Origin of the sequence: Porphyrobacter sp. LM 6 (assembly GCF_001720465.1) — a bacterium.
In the GTDB taxonomy this organism is placed as follows: Bacteria; Pseudomonadota; Alphaproteobacteria; order Sphingomonadales; family Sphingomonadaceae; genus Erythrobacter.
The window spans coordinates 2,119,753-2,137,803 of the sequence record NZ_CP017113.1 but is presented as its reverse complement, the minus strand read 5'-3'; the positions used below and the strand labels follow the sequence as shown (position 1 = coordinate 2,137,803).

Here is an 18,051-nt window from a genome sequence, read left to right as displayed (position 1 = left end):
GGTTGGAGGACGGCATGTTTTCCATCGAGCGATTGCGTGCCGTTCTGGCTGTGTTGGTGTTCCTTTCGGCATGTTTTTTTGCCGGATTTACCAACGAGACGCTTAAGCAGACGCTTCCGGATTTCGATCGTGCTATACTTTTGATTGGTTTCGTTATCGGGGCTGGTTCAGCCATGCGCTGGATCGCGAGCGGCTCTATTGGCAGTGCCAAGCATGGCAACCGCCGAACATGACCCTCACCGAAACCGCCTACGCCAAGATCAACCTCGCGCTGCATGTCCGCAGGCGGCGGGTCGCGCTATTCCGCGCTGCGCTGACAGGATGCACCCGTGATGCATGAATCGGATTGGAGACAAGCACAGCCGGCGGGCCTCGATGCTTTCGGGCTCGACCGCCGGGGATTTGCAGTAGCGGGGCTTGCGGCGTTCTCGCTGGCACTGCTCGGGTGCGAGGTTTCGGCGGCCAAGCCGCAACGGCGCATGGCCGCGCGCGACTGGATCGAGCGGCAGGGCGAATTGGCGCGCGCGCTCAAGAGCGGTCAGATCGCTCCTTTGCAATGGATGGAGGAAGTCGAGCGGCTGGCGGGCGAAATCGAGGTCGCGCAGCTGATGGCCGAGGTGGACAAGGCCCAGATCACCCAGAATGCGCTGCCGCCGACCAATGATCCGCGCAAGAGCAGCATCCGCTTTCTCGATGCCGAGGGAGCGCCGCGCAAGCTGGGCTACGGCGCCGCGCTGTTCGCGTTTGAACCGCACAATGTCATCACACCCCACGGGCATCGTCACATGGTGTCATCGCATCTTGTGGTCGAAGGTGCGTTCCGGGTCCGCAATTTCGACCGTCTGAGCGACGACGAGGGTGCCATGATTGTGCGTCCGACGCGCGATTACATCGCGCAGACCGGGCAGCTTTCGGCCATGACCCCCGACCGCGACAACATTCACTGGTTTGTGCCGAGCGGTGGCACCGCCATGACGTTTGATGTGATCATCTCCGGTATCGATCCCGGCGAGGCCGACTACGAAATCGAGGCGATCGATCCGCTGGGGGGCACCGAACTCGCCGATGGCGCGATTCGTGCGCCGAAGATCGCGTTCGAAGCAGCTTCCGACAAATACACGGCGGCATTGTAACTCGCGCCATGACCCTCGCCGCAGCCGCCCCAGAGATTGGATACGCCAAGATCAACCTCGCGCTGCATGTTCGCAGGCGGAGGGAGGACGGGTATCACGAGCTTGAGACCCTGTTCGCCTTCGTCGATGCGGGCGATGTGCTGACGGCCATGCCCGCCGAGCAGGACAGCGTCACCACGCTGGGCGAGTTTGCGGGGGTGCTCGACAACCCCTTCGACAATCTTGTCGCCCGTGCCCTGAACGCCCTTCCGCGCTCCCAAGGCCTCGCGGTGACGCTGCAGAAGAACCTCCCCGTTGCGGCTGGCCTTGGGGGCGGGTCGGCGGATGCGGGGGCTGTGTTTCGGATTGTCGAGGCGCTTCATGGCCTGCCGGATGGCTGGCAGGCGCGCGCGGCAAAGCTCGGCGCGGATGTGCCCGCCTGCGTGCTCAGCCGCACCCATATCGGCCTCGGCACTGGCACCGAGCAGCTTGCGGTAGAGGACGATCTCGCCGGAACTCCCGTGTTGCTGGTCAACCCGCGCGTGCCGCTCAGCACAGGCCCGGTGTTCAAGGCTTGGGACGGGATGGATCGTGGCGCGCTCCCCGAAGGCCCCGCAAGCCGGATCGCAAGGGAAGGGCGCAATGATCTCGAAGCCCCTGCCATTTCGCTCTGCCCGGTGATCGCCGAGGTGCTTGCGGCTCTGCGCGAAACGAACCCGTGGCTCGCCCGCATGTCCGGCTCGGGCGCGACCTGTTTTGCGCTCTACGACACGCCCGAGGCGCGCGACGCGGCGCAGGCAGCGATGCCCTCCGGCTGGTGGACAATGGTGGGGAGGCTGCGGTGACCGCACCCTTCCGCCAGATCGGAACGCCCACCCCGGGCGGGATCGTCTGCGTCGCGGACCATGCCTCCAACGCAGTGCCTGCCGAGATCTCCCTCGGCATCTTCGAGCACCTGCTGCACGAGCACATCGCGCTAGACATTGGCACCGAGGCGATTGCGGAATTGCTGGCGCGGGACCACGCCATTCCCGGCCACATCGCCGCCGTCAGCCGCCTCGTGTGCGATCTCAACCGCGAGGAAACCGCCCCCGGCCTCGTCCCCGAAGCGAGCGACGGGCACCCGATTCCCGGCAATGTCGGCGCGGACAGGGAAGCTCGGTTGAACCGCTTCCACCGCCCCTATCACACCGCTCTTGAGCAATGGCTCGCAGCCGCAGAGCCCAAGCTGATCCTCTCGCTCCACTCCTTCACCCCGCGGCTCGAAACCTCGGACGCCGCACGCCCGTGGCACGTCGGCGTGCTCTACAACACCGATGATCGCGCCGCGCGCATCGCCATTCCGCTGCTCGCGGCCGAGGGCCTGAATGTCGGCGACAACCTTCCCTATTCGGGGCGTGACCTCAATTACACCATGAACCGCCATGCCGAAGCCGAAGGGCGCGCTTATCTCGGGATCGAGCTCCGGCAGGACCTTGTCCAGACCCCCGCCGATCACACGCGCTGGGCGCACATTTTGGCGGATGTTGCGCAAAGGGTTGCGTCGGCGCTCACCTGAAGGCAGGGGACGTTTCATAAACGGCCCTAAACAGGAAATCTTATGTCCCAGCGTTTCGACAAGTCGAAGCTCCCCAGCCGCCACGTTTCGGTCGGCCCGGAGCGCGCCCCGCACCGTTCCTACTACTACGCGATGGGCATGACCGAAGAAGAGATCGCGCGCCCGTTTGTGGGCGTGGTCAGCGCAGGGAACGATTCGGCGCCGTGCAACACCACCTTGAACGCGCAGGCCGATATCTGCCGCGAGGGCGTGATTGCGGGCGGTGGCACCCCGCGCCGGTTCAACACCATCACCGTGACCGATGGCATCGCGATGGGCCACCAGGGCATGAAGTCCTCGCTCATCAGCCGCGAGGTGATCGCGGATTCGGTCGAGATTTCGGTGCGCGGGCACTGCTATGATGCGCTGGTCGGCTTTGCGGGCTGCGACAAGAGCCTGCCGGGCATGATGATGGCGATGCTGCGGCTGAACGTGCCCTCGATCTTCGTCTATGGCGGATCGATCCTGCCCGGAACCCACCGCGGCAATGATGTAACCGTGGTCGATGTGTTCGAAGCGGTCGGCCAGTTCGCCGCCGGCAATTGCTCGCTGACCGAGCTGATCGCGCTCGAAAAGGTTGCCTGTCCCGGCCACGGCGCGTGCGGCGGGCAGTTCACCGCCAACACGATGGCCTGCGTGGGCGAGGCGATCGGCCTGTCCTTGCCCAACAGCAACATGGCGCCTGCGCCCTACCGCTCGCGCGACGATATCGCGGTGGCGGCGGGCAAGCAGGTGATGGAGCTCGTCGCCCGCAACCTGCGCCCGCGCGATATCTGCACCCGCGAGGCGTTCATGAACGCCGCCCGCGTGGTTGCGGCCACCGGCGGTTCGACCAACGCGGCGCTGCACCTGCCCGCGATGGCCAGTGAGGCGGGGATCGAGTTCGATCTGTTCGACGTGGCCGAAGTTTTCAAATCAACGCCTTACATCGCGGACTTGAAGCCTGGCGGCAAGTATGTCGCCAAGGATATGCACGAGGCCGGCGGGGTCTACATGGCAATGAAGACCCTGCTCGATGGCGGGTTCATCGACCCGAACCCGATCACCGTGACCGGCAAGACCATCGGCGAAAACCTCGAAGAGATCACCTGGAACCCCGACCAGAAGGTGTTCTACGACGTGAAGTCCCCGATCACCCCCACCGGCGGCGTGGTCGGCCTCAAGGGCTCGCTTGCGCCTGATGGTGCGATCGTGAAGGTGGCCGGGATGGCGCGGCTCCAGTTCTCGGGCCCCGCGCGGGTGTTCGATTGCGAGGAAAATGCCTTCGCCGCGGTCGAAAGCCGCGACATTGCCGATGGCTGCGTGATCGTGATCCGCTACGAAGGGCCCAAGGGCGGACCCGGCATGCGCGAGATGCTCTCCACCACCGCCGCGCTCTACGGGCAGGGCATGGGCGAGAAGGTCGCGCTGATCACCGACGGGCGCTTCTCGGGAGCGACGCGCGGTTTCTGCATCGGCCATGTCGGCCCCGAAGCCGCCGATTGCGGACCGATCGCGCTGGTCGAGGATGGGGACATCATTTCCATCGACGCGACCGCCGGCACGATCGATCTCGAAGTCGCCGAAGATGTGCTCGCCGAACGCCGGGCCAAGTGGCAGCCGCGCACGAACGACTACCAGTCGGGCGCGCTGTGGCGGTACCAGCAGGTTGTCGGCAAGGCGCGCTACGGGGCGCTCACCCATCCGGGCGCGAAGGCGGAGACCCATGTGTTTGCGGATATCTAGTCCGCTCGCGCTCCTCGGACTGCTCGCGGCGTGCGGGGGTGAAAGCCCGCCGCCGCCGGGCGACCCTGTCGATTGCCGGCTCGCCGGGCAGGGCCTGTTCGGCGGGGATTGCACCGTCGAGGTGTCGCAGTCGGGGAACGAGCGCCTGATCGTGCTGTGGAACCCCGACGGATCATTCCATCGCCTGCGCGCCACGGGTGACGAACGCTGGCTCGAAACGGCAGACGGGGCCGAGCAGGCGCGCGTCGAGGAAGGCGAGGCGACGCTGATCGTCGAGGTGGGTGGCGATACCTATATCCTCTCGCAAGACCTCGTGGCGCCGAAGTCCGGTGGCTGACGCGCAGATCCTCACCGCCGCGCAGATGCGCGCTGCCGAACAGGCGCTGTTCGATGCGGGGACGAGCGTTTCCGAACTGATGGAGATCGCCGCAAGCGGTGCGGCGGAGTGGATCCGGCGCGTGGCGGCGGGGCGGTCGGTCACCGTGCTGTGCGGCCCGGGCAACAATGGCGGGGATGGCTATGTCATCGCCCGGCGGCTGCGCGAGGCGGGGAATGCCGTCACGGTCATCGCTCCGCTCGCCCCCAAGACCGATGCCGCGAAGGAAGCCAAGCGGCGCTGGGATGGGCCGGTTGCCACCTCGGCCAGCGCCGAGGGTGATGTCTTCGTCGATTGCCTGTTCGGATCGGGACTCGCCCGCCCGTTGGTGGCCGAGCACGCGCTGCTGCTGCGCGATCTTGCCGCGCGGCACCGGTATCGTGTGGCGGTCGACGTGCCTTCGGGGATTGCGAGCGATAGCGGCGCGGTGCTCAACGAGCGGCTCCCGACGTTCGATCTCACACTGGCGCTGGGCGCGTGGAAGTTCGCGCATTGGCGCCTGCCAGGCCGCGCGCTGATGGGGCAGATGCGGCTCGTGCCGATCGGGATTGCCCCGGTCGAAGGCGCGGCGCAGCTCATCGGGCGTCCGACAATCGCCGCGCCGCTTGCGGATAGTCACAAGTACCGCCGCGGGCTGCTCGGCATTGTCGGCGGCGCGATGCCGGGGGCGGGCCTGCTCTCGGCCAACGCGGCGCAGCGGGCAGGGGCGGGCTACGTCAAGATCTTCGCCCGCCTCGCCGATCCGCGCACCCCGGCCGATATCGTGACCGAGACTTCGCCGCTCGCAGAGGCATTGCAAGATGCGCGGATCGCCGCCGTGCTGGTCGGGCCGGGACTGGGGCGCGACGGAGCGGCCAAGGCGCTGCTCGGCGATGCTGTGCGCCATGCGCATGCCTTGGTGCTGGATGCCGACGCCTTGATGCTGCTCGCGCCGAACATGCTTGCGCCCGGCGTGCCGATGCTCGCCACTCCGCATGACGGGGAGCTGGAAACGCTGTGCCGCACCTTCGGCGTGGTGGCCGAAGGACGTCAGGCCCGCGCGCTGGCGCTCGCCAAGGTCAGCGGAATGGTGGTGCTCGCCAAGGGGGCGGACACCTGTGTCGCCGCACCCGATGGCAGGCTCGCGCTTGCGCCGCCTGCGTCAAGCTGGCTCTCGGTTGCGGGCACGGGCGATGTGCTGGCAGGCATTGCCGCGAGCCGGATGGCGGGCGGCGCCGATCCCTTCACCGCCGCCTGCGAGGCCGTATGGCTCCACGGCGAGGCGGCGCGGCGGGCTGGCCCCGCCTTTACCACGACGCTGCTTGCCGAACGGGTAGCAGAGGCGCTAGCGGCCGCATTGTGACCCTTACAGACCCCATCATCCGCCTCGCCGCCAAGGGCGACGGCGTTACCGCATCCGGCCGCCATGTCTCGGGCGCTGTTCCCGGTGACAGCGTGGACGAGGGCGGCGCGGTTGTTTCCGGCCCGCACCACATCGCGCCCGCCTGCCGCCATTTCGGCACCTGCGGCGGCTGTCTGTTGCAGCACGCCGACGATAGCGTGCTGGCCGAATTCGTGCGCGACCGCGTGCTGTTCGCCGCGCGCGGGCAGGGGCTTGAGCCCGAGAGCCTGCTCGAAACCCACCTTTCGCCCCCCGCCACCCGCCGCCGGGCGGGCCTTCACGGGTTGCGGACGGCCAAGGGCGCAGTGCTCGGCTATCGCGAGGGCGGATCGCACCGCATTGTCGATCTCGCCGAATGTCCGGTGCTTCATCCCGCTATCACGGCGTTGATCGCCCCGCTGCGGCGCTTCGTTGGCGCGCATGGGCCAAAGGGCATGGTCGGGATCGATCTGACGCTTGCCGATCAGGGGGTGGAGGCGAACCTCGTCCACTTCCCGCTCGACGGGCTCGGCCCGACCGAGGCGGCGCTCGATCTCGCGCGTGACCAGGGGCTGGCGCGGCTGACCATCGATCAGGGCTATGGCCCCGAGACCCTGTGGGAGCCCGAGCCGGTGACGGTCACTCTCGCGGGCGTGCCGGTCGGCCTGCCGCCGGGCGCGTTCCTGCAAGCCACGCACGATGCCGAGGCGGTGATGGCTGCCGATGCCGCCGCTTGGCTCGAAGGCACTAAGGTTGTGGCGGATCTGTTCGCGGGCCTCGGTACCTTCGCCTTTGCGCTGCGGCAGGATCGCAAGGTGCTTGCGGTCGAGGCCGAGCGTGCCGCGCATCTCGCCTGCAAGATCGCTGGAGCAAGGGCGGGAGGAACCGTTCTGGCGCTCCACCGCGATCTGTTCCGCTCGCCGCTCCAGCCTGAGGAACTGAACCGCTTCGATGCCGTGCTGCTCGATCCGCCGCGCGCCGGTGCGCGTGCGCAGGTGGCCGAGATTGCGGGGAGCACGCTGTCCCGCGTGGTCTATGTCAGCTGTAACCCGTCAAGCTGGGCGCGCGATGCGGCGACGCTGGCGGCGGCGGGCTTCCGGCTGACCAAGCTACGCCCGGTCGGCCAGTTCCGCTGGTCGACGCATGTCGAGCTGGTAAGCCTGTTCGAGCGCTAGGCTCGCAAGGCGGCCAATAACTGCGCTTCCAGCCAGTCGCGGTGCTGCGGCTCGACATAGGCATGGCCTGCGCCCGGGCAGCGATGGAGGCGCGGATCGGACTTGTCCCATGCGGCTTCGAACACCTGCGCGGTGCGATCGGCAGCTGCGAGCAAGATTGCGACCCGCCCGCCGTAACCGGCGAGGCCCGCCTGCATCTCCTGCGCCAGCGTAGAGGGTGGCGGGGCAGGGCGCAGCGCGCCGATCAGCCCGCGCGCCAGCTTGCCCAAGTCCACGCCGCCGCGCAGCAAGCGCCCTACTTCGCGCGGATTGGCGAGTTTTTCGGCATAGCGCGCGCGGATCGCGGCCGGGGTGTCGCTTGCCGCTCCGCTATCGTCTTGCTCGATCGTCCACGGGTTCGACAGCACCAGCCCGTCGCAGCCCGCGCCGCCCGCCAGCATCAGCGCCGAAGCCGCATCGCAATTGCCAAAGACGACCACGCGGCTGATCTGCGGGGCCATGGCGCGGAACGCATCGAGCGCGGCGGCGATATCCTTGGCCGCATGGCGGAAGCCGCGGTTCTCGCCCTCGCTGTCGCCGATCCCGCGGCGGTCGAAGCGGAACACCGGATAGCCCGCGCGGGCGATGCGCGCGGCCATCTCGGCCTGCCCGCCAAAGGCGCCGCTGCGGATCTCGTTGCCGCCGCTGACGATGAGCAGCCCTGCGCGGCCCGGCGCGGTGTCGAGCGTGCCGGCGAGCGTCAGGCTGCCGCAGCCGAAGGTGAGCGACAGGCGGGTCATGCGGCGACGCCCCCGGTGATGATCGCGGCGAGAGCATCGGCCTGCGCGGCATCATCGTCCGGCTCGGCGCGCAGCCACAGGCCGGGGCCGCCGAGCGCTGACTGGGCGATTTCTGACTGGCCGGGGGCGAGGGCCGGTTCAGCGCTTTCCAGCGTGCGCAGCAGGTCTGCGCCGAGCGGCCAGCCGCCGAGTGCCAACCCTTCGCTGCGGCCACGCGCCATCAGGCTTTCGGAGCTCTCCTCGCGCCCCGCCTCGCGGGCGGCAATGGTCTGGGCGCGCAGCATCCCGCGCAGCAGCTTGGGGCCGCCAAGCGGGGCATAGTGCCAGCCGGGGAGGCTTGCGGGCGCGACCAGGGCACCGGCGCGGATCGCGAGCACGTGCGTTGCTCCGAGGACGCTGGCGGCGGCCGTGGCGGCGCTGCACCAGCCTTCGAGTGTCTGTTCTCCGAGCGACGCTAGGCTTTCGTTGCACCCCGGCAGATCGGGCAGGAAGCAGTCGATTCCGGCGCGATCAAGCCGGCGCATGACCTCGATCGTGAAGCGCCGCAGCTTGTTCGCTTCATCGAACCACGCGGGGCACACCAGCACCCGCACCGCCCGTCCGCGATCGAAGGCGACGAGCAATTCCTCGCTCGCCGGAGTGCCGTCAGCGGCGGGAATGTTCCACGTGGAAATCACGCGAAACGGGGTCAAGAGGAGGTCTGGAGGGGGTCTAGCTTGGCCCGCGCGAAGGCGAACAGCCCGCCATAGGTTTCAAGCATCTCGCCATCGACATCGTCATCCTCGATCACGATGCCGAGCCGGTCCTCCATTTCGGTAAGCAGGCCGGCGACCGCCATCGAATCCAGTTCGGGCAGGTGGCCGAACAACCCCGATTCCGCATCGAAGGCGGCAGCCTGTTCCGGCGCGAGGCCGAGAACATCGGCAATCAACCCCTTGAGTTCCTGATCGAGAGCCGCCTCGTCGAGACCGCCCTCCAAGCTCGGAATGCTGTTCATCGGATTGCCCAAAGTCCTTGCCAAAGCCGCCATCCGGGGCCGTGGCCGCGGGGCTTAGCCACGCGCGCGCGCAGGTGCAAGCGATTGCAAGGGGCCAGGCTTCAGGTCAGGCACTCAGGCGCCGCCACATCCACTTGGCGAGCGGCAACCAAGAGCGGGGGCGTGCCGGGTCGAGACAGTCGATCCGGTAGCGCACCCGCACCGCCTCCATCCAGTCGGCCTTGTAGCTCTGGTCGCCGGTGCCGAAGTCGACCAGCGCAACCTTGTCGCGGTCGATCACCTGTTCGAACAGCGCGGCGCTCAGCGTCGTTCCGGCGGAAAGATGCTTGTGGCTCTCAAGGTGGGCGAGTTTGTGGATGTAGGCAATCCCGCTTTCGACGGTCCAGCACTGCGCCGCCACGGCCAGCCCTTCGGCACGCGCGATGCCGAGCCGCAGGCGGCCCGCCGCGCCCTCGGCCTCGGCAAAGGCGCGGAGCATCGCGGGCTGATCCTCGGCCGGTTTCCAGCTCGCGGCGTAGATCGCCTCGTAATCGGCCCAGACGGCGGGATCGAAGCGTGTGAGCACTTCGGTTTCGACCTTCTTTGCCTTGCGCTTCAGCGTCGTCCGCAAGGGACCGGGGCGGCTGTCCCAGTATTCGGCGAAGCTGCGTCCGTTTACCGGCAGGATATGATTGGTGTCGCACGGCTCGACCACGACCTGCCAGCCCGCAGCACGGAAGGCACGTGCGAGCCGCTCTGCCGAGCCATCCTCACCCGGCACGGGTTCGAGCGTCACCCGCCACCCTCGGACACGCAACTGCCGCGCGATTTCCGCCAGAAGACGGTCGCCCGCCGCGCCGGGCGGTGCCAGTTCGCGCCAGGTGAAGCTGTACCAGTTGCGCAAGGGCGTGATCCGGCCATCGGCCTCGGTTAGTGCCAGCGCGGCGGTGCTGTCGGCTTCGCTCGCCACCGCGATCAGCGGGGTGAGACCTGTCTCGGCGAGTAGCGCGTACCACTCGGCGCGATCGAATGGCGCCGAGCCCTGCGCACCCTTGAGGGCTTGCAAGACGTTAACGCTATCGTGATACCGCGCTTCGATCACTTGAAAGACTGCTCCATTGATGCCGCAATTGCCCGATCCGACCCCTTATCCGCTTGACCATCTCGCCGAACGGGCGGTGGCGGCGGGGCATGGGGATCGCCCGGCGCTCGTGCTGCGCGAGGTCACGCTTAACCACAATCAGTTAAGACAGCGTGTCGCGCAATTGGCCGGGTGGCTGACGGCGATGGTGCCGGAGCCGGGCGCGCGGGTGGCGAGCTGGGCGGCGAAGGGGGAACTGACCTGCCTGATGCCGCTGGCGGCAGCGCGGGCAGGGCTGGTGCACGTGCCGGTCAACCCGCTGCTCAAGCGCGCGCAGGTGGCGCATATCCTTGGCGATAGCGGCGCGCGGCTGCTGATCGGCACGCCTTCGCGGCTCGCCTCGCTGGAGCCGGGCGATCTCCCTGAGGGCTGCGCGGCGCTGGGCGAAGGCGAGGCGCTGGCCGCCGCTGCCGAAGCCGCGCACGAACTCGGGCCTTCTGCGGCCGATCCGTCTGGTCTGGCGGCGATTCTCTACACCTCGGGTTCGACGGGGCGCCCCAAGGGGGTGATGCTGAGCCACGCCAACATGTGGCTCGGCGCGGTGAGCGTGGCGCATTATCTCGGGCTGGCTGAAGACGATGTGACCTTGGCCGTGCTGCCGCTGTCGTTCGATTACGGGCAGAACCAGCTTCTGAGCACGTGGTTTGCGGGCGGCTGCGTGGTGCCGCTTGATTTCCTCTTCCCCAAGGATGTGGCCAAGGCCTGCGCGAAGCACGCGGTGACAACCCTGGCCGCGGTGCCGCCGCTGTGGGTGCAATTGACCGAGATCGAATGGCCTGCCGAGGCCGCTGCGCCGCTGCGGCGGCTCACCAATAGCGGCGGGGCGCTGACGGTGGATCTGGTGCGGAGCTTGCGGTCGATGTTCCCGCAGGCGCGGCTGTTCCCGATGTACGGGCTGACGGAAGCGTTCCGCTCGACTTATCTCGATCCAGCGTTGGTTGATTTGCATCCGACTTCAATGGGTAAGGCGATACCCTTCGCAGAGATTCTCGTTATCAACGATGCCGACGAAATTGCCGCCGACGACGAAGAGGGCGAGCTCGTCCATTGCGGGCCGCTGGTCGCGCAGGGCTATTGGCAGGATGCGGAGCGGACGGCGGAGCGCTTCAAGCCCGCACCTGCCGCTTCGGCTTATGGCGGGATGGCGGTGTGGTCGGGCGACCGCGTGCGGCGCGCGGCTGACGGCCTGCTCTATTTCGCCGGACGGCGCGATGCGATGATCAAGAGCGCAGGCAACCGCATCAGCCCGCAGGAGATCGAGGAAGCCGCGCTGGCGACGGGGCTGGTGGCCGAAGCGGTGGCGCTCGGCGTGGCGGACGCGCGGCTCGGCCAGGCGGTGCATCTGGTGGTGCGCGGCGGAGATGACGAGGCCGCGCGCGCGGATTTACCTAAAAGGCTCCAGCGCGACTTGCCCAATTTCATGCAGCCGCAGATGATCCATTGGCGTATGGCGATGCCATTGAACCCCAATGGCAAGATCGACCGCACGGCCTTGCAGGCTGAATTGACGAAGGAATTTGGCGCATGAAGCCCGTCGGCCCGATCCCTGCCGGATACGAAAGCATCGGCGGCGAGCTTGCCATCGGCGGCAAGCGCGCAAGCGAGCTGGTGGCCGAAGCGGGGCGCACGCCGCTGTTCGTCTACTCGCGCGCACATCTCGATGCTCGCGTGGCGGCCTTGCGCGCCGCGCTGCCGAGCCGCGTGGGGATCAACTACGCGGTCAAGGCCAACCCGCACCTCGCGGTTATCGGGCACATGGCCCCATTGGTGGACGGGTTCGACATCGCCTCGTCGGGTGAGCTGGGCCTGTGTGTCGCGGTCGGGATCGATCCGGCGCGCATCAGCTTTGCCGGCCCCGGCAAGCGCGACGACGAGCTGGAGGCCGCGATTGTGGCCGGGGTGACGCTCAATTGCGAATCTGCGGGCGAGGCGAACCGTGCGCTCGCCATCGGGCAGCGACTGGGCAAGCCGCCGCGCATCGCGATCCGGGTCAATCCCAGCTTCGAGCTCAAGGGTTCGGGCATGAAGATGGGCGGCGGGGCCAAGCCCTTCGGGGTTGATGCCGACAAGGTCCCCGATCTGGCGCGCCACGTGATCGCCGAAGGGGCCGAATGGCGCGGCCTCCACATCTTCACCGGCAGTCAGACGCTGAGCGCGGATGCGATCATCGAAGCGCAGGGCAACGTGCTGGAACTCGCCGCGAATCTGGCAAGTGATATCGGCCACGGCCTGCCCAAGCTCAATATGGGCGGGGGGCTGGGCATCCCCTATTTCCCCGGTGACACGCCGGTCGACCTGCCGCGCGTTGGTGCCGCGCTGGCCGAGCGGGTGGCAAACCTTCCGCCGGTGCTCGCGGACACGGAGCTGTGCCTCGAGCTCGGCCGCTATCTGGTGGGCGAGGCGGGGGTCTACCTGACCCGCATTATCGACCGCAAGGAAAGCCACGGGGTCATCTACCTCGTCACCGATGGGGGCCTGCATCACCAGCTCGCCGCCTCGGGTAATTTCGGAACCGTGGTGCGACGCAATTATCCTTCAGCAATTGCAACGCGTTATGATTCAGAACCGACAGAGGAAGTGAACATCGTCGGCTGTCTGTGCACCCCGCTTGACCGGCTCGCCGACAATGCCGCGATGCCCCATGCCGAGGTTGGCGATCTGGTCGCGGTCTTCTGCGCCGGGGCCTACGGGGCGAGCGCCAGTCCGGCGGCGTTCCTCGGCCATGGTCCGGCGGCCGAAATCCTGGTCTGATCCGCGCCCGGTAAGCTGCCCGCGTTAACCCCCGGCAGCGCGGTGTCCCGATCCGGGATAGGGCCGCATTCGCCGCTGTATAACTAACAATATCTTCACCAATTCCGGCGACAAGAAGCCCCATCACCCGGGGGTCGTATGTCGCAGGTCGCTCCTGCATGGCGCATCGTCCCCGGCTTAATGGCCAAGGATCCTGATCAATGCCCATCCATGCGCGTTTCCATCGGCTCGCCGTTATCGGCCTCAGCGCGGGGCTGCTTGCGGCCTGCGCGTCGAGCGGCCCGGAATTGCCGCCCGCGAGCGTCGGCGCCGCGCCGATCGCGCCGAGCGAGGAATACACCATCGGCCCGCTCGACGAGATCACCATCCACGTCTGGCGCAATCCCGAACTCAGCGCCGACAAGGTCCGCGTGCGCCCCGATGGTCGCCTGACCATTCCGCTGGTGCAGGATATCCCCGCGGTCGGCAAAACGGCGACCCAGCTGCAGGAATACATCGCCGGGGAACTGGCGAAGTATATCGAGCAGCCGATCGTTTCGGTGATCGTCAACACGCCCGAAGGCAATTTCACCCAGCAGGTGCGGATCATCGGCGCGACGGGGCAACCCGCCTCGCTGCCGTTCCGCGCCAACATGACCGTGCTCGATGCGATGATCGCGGTGGGCGGGCTCAATGAATTTGCCGCCGGCAACCGCGCCAAGCTGATCCGGCTCGACCGCAAGACCGGCAAGCAGGTGGAATACCGCCTGCGCCTGTCCGATCTGATCCGCCGCGGCGATGCCAGCGCCAATGTCATGCTGATGCCGGGGGATACGATCATCATCCCGGAAAGCCGGTTCTGACGGGGCGCGATCAGGCATGACCGAAATCTTCGAGGAACTGCGCGCAGCGCTGTGGTCGGTCTGGCACCGCCGCTGGCTGGCGATTGCCACTGCCTGGGGCGTGTGTCTGCTGGGCTGGCTGGTGATCGCGCTGGTTCCCAATGCCTACGAATCCAAGGCGCGGGTCTATGTCGATGTGCAGGACGTGCTGTCGCGCCAGCTCGGCATTGCCGGAGACGGCAAGGAAGAGATCATGCGCGTGCGCCAGACCCTGTCGAGCGCCAAGAACCTCGAAAAGGTGATCCGCGCGACCCGCCTCGGCGAGGGGCTTGAAGGTCGCGGGGCCTATGACGCCGCGATTGCCGAGCTCGAAAAGAAGGTGAAGGTGACGAGCGAGCAGGACAACCTGTTCGAGATTACCGCCGAAGTCGGTCGTCGCAATTTCAGCGATGCCGAAAACGCCGTGCTGGCGCGTGATGTGGTGCAGAAGCTGCTCGACATCCTGCGCGAGGAGCACATCGTGGGCAACCGCGCCGGGATCAGCTCGGCGATCGGCGATCTCGATCGTCAGCTTGAAGAGCGCAAGCGCGAGCTGGAACAGGCCGAACAGCGCCGCCTGACCTTCGAGGCGCAATATCCCGATCTGGTCGGCGGCTCGGAGAGCCTTTCGAGCAAGGTGCAGCAGGCGCGCGCCGATCTGCGCAATGTCGATGCCGATCTGGCCGCAGCCGAAAGCGCGTTGGCGGCGATTTCAGGCCAGCTGTCGAGCACGCCGCGCACGCTTGCCGGCGGCAAGGATGCTGTCGGCCCGCGCGCCGCGCTGATGCAGGCGCAGACCCAGCTTGCCGAACTGCGTGCGCGCGGTCTTACTGACAATCACCCCGATGTCATATCCACCGCGCGGCAGGTGCAACTGCTTACCAAGCAGGCGGCCACCGCAGGCGAGGATGCGGGGGGCACGCCCAATCCCGCCTGGGCCTCGCTGGTGGCGATCAAGAGCGAGCGGCAGGCGACGGTCGAGGCGCTTCAGGCCCGCCGCGCCGCGCTCCAGAGCAATTTCGCCGCGCTGATGGCGAGCCAGGCAAGCGAGCCGACTGTGGCCGCTGAAGCCAATCGCATCAGCCGCGATTACGACGTGCTGCGCCAGAACTACGAAAAGCTGCTCCAGGACCGCGAAGCGCTGCGGACCCGCGGCGAGGTTGAGGACAAGGCCAGCCAGTTCCGCTTCGACATTATCCAGCAACCCACCGTGCCGCAGAAGCCCGCCGCTCCCAACCGGCCGCTGCTGCTGTTCGGGGTGCTGGTGGTAGGCCTCGGCGCTGGCGTTGCGAGCGCGCTTGGCATGGCCCAGCTGCGCGGCGGCTTTGCCACCCAGCAGCGGCTCGAACGTGCGTTCGATCTGCCGGTGATCGGTTCGATTTCGCTGACCATGTCGGATGCCGCGCGCGCCAACGAGCAGCGTCGTCTCAAGCAATTCGCCGGGGCCTGCGCCGCGCTCGCGGCCATGTTCGTGATCCTGCTCGCGATCGAGCTGGTCGCGATCAGCACGGTGGCGTGAGGACAAGGGTGAAGCGATGACCGACCAGAGCAAGATCGATCGCAAGGGCGCCCGTCCGGCTTCGCTGTTCGAGCGCGCCGAGATGACCTTCGGGCTTGGCCCCGCGCGCACGCCGAGCGTGCCTCCGGTTGCCGAACCGCGCCGCCGTCCGGCTGCGCCTGCCGAAACCCCTGCGCCTGTCGAGGCTGCGGTTCCGGCTCCGGTTCCGGCTCCGGTCGCCGCACCTGCACCTGCACCTGCTCCAGCGGCGCCGGTTGAACCGCCCAAGCCTGTGCCCGTCGCTGTGGCCTTCAGCGGTCCTAAGGTGAGCATCGACCGCGATCTCATGCGGGCCAACGGGCTGATCGTGCCCGAAGACCCGGTGACCGGCCAGCTTGAAGAGTTCCGTATCGTCAAGCGCGAATTGCTCGCCGAAGCGCGCGCGGTCGATAGTGCGCTGGCGCGCCGCATTCTCGTGTGCTCGCCGCATCCCGGCGAAGGCAAGACCTTCTGCGCCACCAATCTCGCCATCGCGCTCGCTGTCGAACGGCGGCTCGAAGTGCTGCTGGTGGATGCCGATGTGGTCAAGCCCGCAGCGGCCGAGCGGCTGGGCATCACCGCGACCGCCGGGCTGATGGATACGCTCGCCGATCCGGCGATTGCGCCCGAATCGCTGGTGATCGCGACCGACATCCCCGGCCTGTTCGTGCTGCCCGCCGGCACGCCGAGCGTGCGCGATTCCGAATATCTCGCCAGCACTCGCACTCGCGAGGTGCTCGACCGGCTGACCGAAGGCGCGCCTGACCGGATCGTGATCTTCGATACGCCGCCTGCGCTCGCTGCGTCGGCGGCGGCGGAGCTGGCGGCCCATGTCGGGCAGGCCGTGCTGGTGGTGCGCGCCGACGAGACCAGTCGCGCGGCGCTCGACGATGCGCGCCAGCTGCTCTCGGCCTGCGCGGATATCAAGCTGCTGCTCAACGCCGCGCGTTACAGCCCTTCGGGGCGGCATTTCGGCACCTATGGAGCGGGATGGGGATGATCCGCAGGTTCGCCTCCTTCCTGCTGGCCGCGCTGGCGCTGCTGATGGGCGGCGCGCCTGCGGTTGCGCAACAGCAACCCGGCCCGTCGCAACAGGGTAGCGGGCCTGCCCCCGCGCAAGCCGAACGCCGCGGACCGTCGGTACAGCCTTACATCGAGGTCGGGCAGGTGCTTTCGGCCGAGCTGTCGCCCGGCGATGACGTGCTGACCTTCAGCCAGGTCGCGGTCGGGGTCGATATCAATGTTCAGGGGCGCAACAGCGGCGCGGCGGTCTCGCTGCGTTACGAGCGCAATATCGGCTATGACGACAACAGCGTCGACACCGATACCGTGAGCGGGATTGCGCGCGGCACGCTGGCGGTGGTTCCCAATGCGCTGAGCCTTGAGGCTGGGGCGCTCGCTTCGCGCACACGCGCCGATGGCGGCGGGGGCAGCACCCTGAACCCGCTGGTGCAACAGGATGCCGAAGCACGCTTCTACAGCTTCTACGCCGGGCCCAGCCTTGCGACGCGGGTTGGCGTGGTCGATCTGACCGGTGTTGCCCGGGTCGGCTATAACCGCTTTGAGAATGATGCCGTGCTGGTCAGCCCGCAGGGGCAACCGGTCGACGCTTTCGATGACAGCGTGACCTATACCGGCCAGCTGCGCGCAGGTGTGCGTCCGGATGATCTCCTCCCGGTCGGCATTGCGGTGACAGCGGGCGGCTTTCAGGAGGATATCGGCAACCTCGACCAGCGCGTGCGCGACCTTTACGTGCGCGGCGATGTGACCGTGCCGCTGACCCGCTCCGTCGCGTTGGTGGCAGGCGCGGGTTACGAGGATGTCGAGATTTCCAGCCGCGATGCGGTGCGCGATGCCAATGGCGTGCCGGTGATCGGCCCAGACGGCCGGTTCGTGACCGACAGCGCTGCCCCGCGCCGGATCGCCTTCGATGTCGACGGCCTGCTCTGGGATGTCGGCGTGATGTGGCGTCCGAGCTCGCGCACCAATCTGACCGCTGCTGTCGGTCGCCGTTATGATTCAACGACCTATTACGGCACCTTCACATATGTTCCGAGCCGGCGCAGCGCCTTTGCCCTGTCGGTCTATGACGGGGTGAGCGGCTTTGGCGGGGTGATCAACAACGCGCTCGCCGGGCTATCGAGCGATTTCACTGCGATCCGCAATCCGGTGACGGGCGATTTCGGCGGGCTGCTCAGCGATACCGAGGGGCAGGCCGTGGTCGGCGCGCTTGGTTCGGTGCGCTCGGCTGCGTTCCGCGGGCGCGGCGTGCGCGCTTCCTACCAGCGCCAGATCGGCCGCACCACTGCGGCGCTGGGCGCAGGCTATGACCGGCGCACCTTCATCGCGGCAGCGGGCACCGTGCTCGCCCCGTTCGATGGGCTGACCGATGAAAGCTACTACGTCATCGGCGGGCTGACCCGCCAGGTCAGCGCCGATGCCAGCCTTGCCACCAACGCCTACGTCAACTGGTTCGATGCGCCGGGCAATGGCAGCGACACCACCGCAATGGGGGCCTCGCTCGCCTATAACCGCGCAATCACCGAGCGCCTTACCGGCCGCGCCGCAATCGCGGTCGACTATTTCGACAGCGAATTCACCGCGCAGGACTTCGCCTTCGCCACCGCCCTTGTCGGCCTGCGATACAATTTCTGAGAGGGAT

General features: G+C 67.5%; 18 protein-coding genes. 14 read left to right on the top strand and 4 right to left on the bottom strand.

What is annotated here, in order from left to right; genetic code table 11:
- Positions 1–14 precede the first annotated feature (14 nt).
- The 8 genes from BG023_RS10240 (at position 15) to BG023_RS10205 (ending at position 7,345) form a co-directional block, all read left to right on the top strand.
- Positions 15–233: a hypothetical protein gene (locus tag BG023_RS10240; RefSeq protein WP_150122856.1), complete on the top strand. Its 219-nt coding sequence runs from the start codon at positions 15–17 to the stop codon at positions 231–233.
- Positions 234–332: 99 nt separating this feature from the next.
- Positions 333–1,133 (top strand): hypothetical protein, encoded by an 801-nt coding sequence (locus BG023_RS10235; protein WP_069310362.1) that lies wholly within the window; start codon positions 333–335, stop codon positions 1,131–1,133.
- Between the two features lie 8 nt (positions 1,134–1,141).
- The gene (locus tag BG023_RS10230) at positions 1,142–1,957 is read left to right on the top strand and encodes a 4-(cytidine 5'-diphospho)-2-C-methyl-D-erythritol kinase (protein ID WP_069310361.1); all 816 of its coding nucleotides are present in this window, start codon (positions 1,142–1,144) and stop codon (positions 1,955–1,957) included.
- Positions 1,954–2,670 (top strand): N-formylglutamate amidohydrolase, encoded by a 717-nt coding sequence (locus tag BG023_RS10225; RefSeq protein WP_069310360.1) that lies wholly within the window; start codon positions 1,954–1,956, stop codon positions 2,668–2,670. The genes BG023_RS10230 and BG023_RS10225 overlap by 4 nt, the downstream gene beginning before the upstream one ends.
- Before the next feature lie 42 nt (positions 2,671–2,712).
- A complete protein-coding gene (gene ilvD / locus BG023_RS10220; protein ID WP_069310359.1) occupies positions 2,713–4,434 on the top strand; it encodes a dihydroxy-acid dehydratase in 1,722 nt (573 codons plus the stop codon).
- Entirely contained in the window at positions 4,415–4,771 is a 357-nt protein-coding gene (locus BG023_RS14760) for a hypothetical protein (protein WP_150122855.1), read from the top strand. The genes ilvD and BG023_RS14760 overlap by 20 nt, the downstream gene beginning before the upstream one ends.
- Complete coding sequence (locus BG023_RS10210; protein WP_083234648.1) at positions 4,764–6,152, top strand: NAD(P)H-hydrate dehydratase; 1,389 nt, start codon at positions 4,764–4,766, stop codon at positions 6,150–6,152. Before BG023_RS14760 ends, BG023_RS10210 begins: the two co-directional genes overlap by 8 nt.
- Complete coding sequence (locus BG023_RS10205; protein ID WP_069310357.1) at positions 6,149–7,345, top strand: class I SAM-dependent RNA methyltransferase; 1,197 nt, start codon at positions 6,149–6,151, stop codon at positions 7,343–7,345. Before BG023_RS10210 ends, BG023_RS10205 begins: the two co-directional genes overlap by 4 nt.
- Here the strand turns inward: BG023_RS10205 and BG023_RS10200 are convergent.
- From BG023_RS10200 to BG023_RS10185, 4 genes are all read right to left on the bottom strand, one after another.
- Positions 7,342–8,124 (bottom strand): hydrolase 1, exosortase A system-associated, encoded by a 783-nt coding sequence (locus BG023_RS10200; RefSeq protein WP_069310356.1) that lies wholly within the window; start codon positions 8,122–8,124, stop codon positions 7,342–7,344. The genes BG023_RS10205 and BG023_RS10200 overlap by 4 nt on opposite strands.
- Positions 8,121–8,801, bottom strand: a complete 681-nt coding sequence (locus tag BG023_RS10195; protein WP_150122937.1) for a hypothetical protein — start codon at positions 8,799–8,801, stop codon at positions 8,121–8,123. The genes BG023_RS10200 and BG023_RS10195 overlap by 4 nt, the downstream gene beginning before the upstream one ends.
- A gap of 11 nt (positions 8,802–8,812) precedes the next feature.
- A complete protein-coding gene (locus BG023_RS10190; RefSeq protein WP_069310354.1) occupies positions 8,813–9,121 on the bottom strand; it encodes an acyl carrier protein in 309 nt (102 codons plus the stop codon).
- A gap of 106 nt (positions 9,122–9,227) precedes the next feature.
- A complete protein-coding gene (locus BG023_RS10185; protein WP_069310353.1) occupies positions 9,228–10,202 on the bottom strand; it encodes a GNAT family N-acetyltransferase in 975 nt (324 codons plus the stop codon).
- 19 nt (positions 10,203–10,221) lie between these two features.
- On the opposite strand from BG023_RS10185, the gene BG023_RS10180 reads away from it, so the two are divergent.
- The 6 genes from BG023_RS10180 to BG023_RS10155 all read left to right on the top strand — a co-directional run bounded on the left by BG023_RS10180 (position 10,222) and on the right by BG023_RS10155 (position 18,044).
- Positions 10,222–11,769, top strand: coding sequence for an acyl-CoA ligase (AMP-forming), exosortase A system-associated (locus tag BG023_RS10180; protein WP_083234647.1), 1,548 nt, complete (start codon positions 10,222–10,224; stop codon positions 11,767–11,769).
- Positions 11,766–12,992 carry a pyridoxal-dependent decarboxylase, exosortase A system-associated gene (locus tag BG023_RS10175; protein WP_069310352.1) on the top strand — a complete coding sequence of 409 codons (1,227 nt, stop codon included), beginning with the start codon at positions 11,766–11,768 and terminating at the stop codon, positions 12,990–12,992. Before BG023_RS10180 ends, BG023_RS10175 begins: the two co-directional genes overlap by 4 nt.
- 200 nt (positions 12,993–13,192) lie before the next feature.
- A complete protein-coding gene (locus BG023_RS10170; protein WP_069310351.1) occupies positions 13,193–13,834 on the top strand; it encodes an XrtA/PEP-CTERM system exopolysaccharide export protein in 642 nt (213 codons plus the stop codon).
- A gap of 16 nt (positions 13,835–13,850) precedes the next feature.
- Complete coding sequence (locus BG023_RS10165) at positions 13,851–15,371, top strand: XrtA system polysaccharide chain length determinant (protein ID WP_069310350.1); 1,521 nt, start codon at positions 13,851–13,853, stop codon at positions 15,369–15,371.
- Positions 15,372–15,387: 16 nt separating this feature from the next.
- A complete protein-coding gene (locus tag BG023_RS10160) occupies positions 15,388–16,389 on the top strand; it encodes an AAA family ATPase (RefSeq protein WP_069310349.1) in 1,002 nt (333 codons plus the stop codon).
- On the top strand, positions 16,386–18,044 hold the full coding sequence (locus tag BG023_RS10155) for a hypothetical protein (protein WP_069311256.1): 1,659 nt from the start codon (positions 16,386–16,388) through the stop codon (positions 18,042–18,044). Before BG023_RS10160 ends, BG023_RS10155 begins: the two co-directional genes overlap by 4 nt.
- The last annotated feature ends 7 nt before the right edge of the window (positions 18,045–18,051 follow it).

Excerpts from the sequence above, each read along its gene's own strand:
- BG023_RS10200 (WP_069310356.1), bottom strand. The coding sequence starts at position 8,124 with ATGACCCGCCTGTCGCTCACCTTCGGCTGCGGCAGCCTGACGCTCGCC.
- BG023_RS10175 (WP_069310352.1), top strand. The coding sequence starts at position 11,766 with ATGAAGCCCGTCGGCCCGATCCCTGCCGGATACGAAAGCATCGGCGGC.
- BG023_RS10240 (WP_150122856.1), top strand. The coding sequence starts at position 15 with ATGTTTTCCATCGAGCGATTGCGTGCCGTTCTGGCTGTGTTGGTGTTC.
- BG023_RS10180 (WP_083234647.1), top strand. The coding sequence starts at position 10,222 with ATGCCGCAATTGCCCGATCCGACCCCTTATCCGCTTGACCATCTCGCC.
- BG023_RS10190 (WP_069310354.1), bottom strand. The coding sequence starts at position 9,121 with ATGAACAGCATTCCGAGCTTGGAGGGCGGTCTCGACGAGGCGGCTCTC.
- BG023_RS10165 (WP_069310350.1), top strand. The coding sequence starts at position 13,851 with ATGACCGAAATCTTCGAGGAACTGCGCGCAGCGCTGTGGTCGGTCTGG.
- BG023_RS10235 (WP_069310362.1), top strand. The coding sequence starts at position 333 with ATGCATGAATCGGATTGGAGACAAGCACAGCCGGCGGGCCTCGATGCT.
- BG023_RS14760 (WP_150122855.1), top strand. The coding sequence starts at position 4,415 with ATGTGTTTGCGGATATCTAGTCCGCTCGCGCTCCTCGGACTGCTCGCG.
- BG023_RS10155 (WP_069311256.1), top strand. The coding sequence starts at position 16,386 with ATGATCCGCAGGTTCGCCTCCTTCCTGCTGGCCGCGCTGGCGCTGCTG.
- ilvD (WP_069310359.1), top strand. The coding sequence starts at position 2,713 with ATGTCCCAGCGTTTCGACAAGTCGAAGCTCCCCAGCCGCCACGTTTCG.
- BG023_RS10160 (WP_069310349.1), top strand. The coding sequence starts at position 15,388 with ATGACCGACCAGAGCAAGATCGATCGCAAGGGCGCCCGTCCGGCTTCG.
- BG023_RS10230 (WP_069310361.1), top strand. The coding sequence starts at position 1,142 with ATGACCCTCGCCGCAGCCGCCCCAGAGATTGGATACGCCAAGATCAAC.
- BG023_RS10170 (WP_069310351.1), top strand. The coding sequence starts at position 13,193 with ATGCCCATCCATGCGCGTTTCCATCGGCTCGCCGTTATCGGCCTCAGC.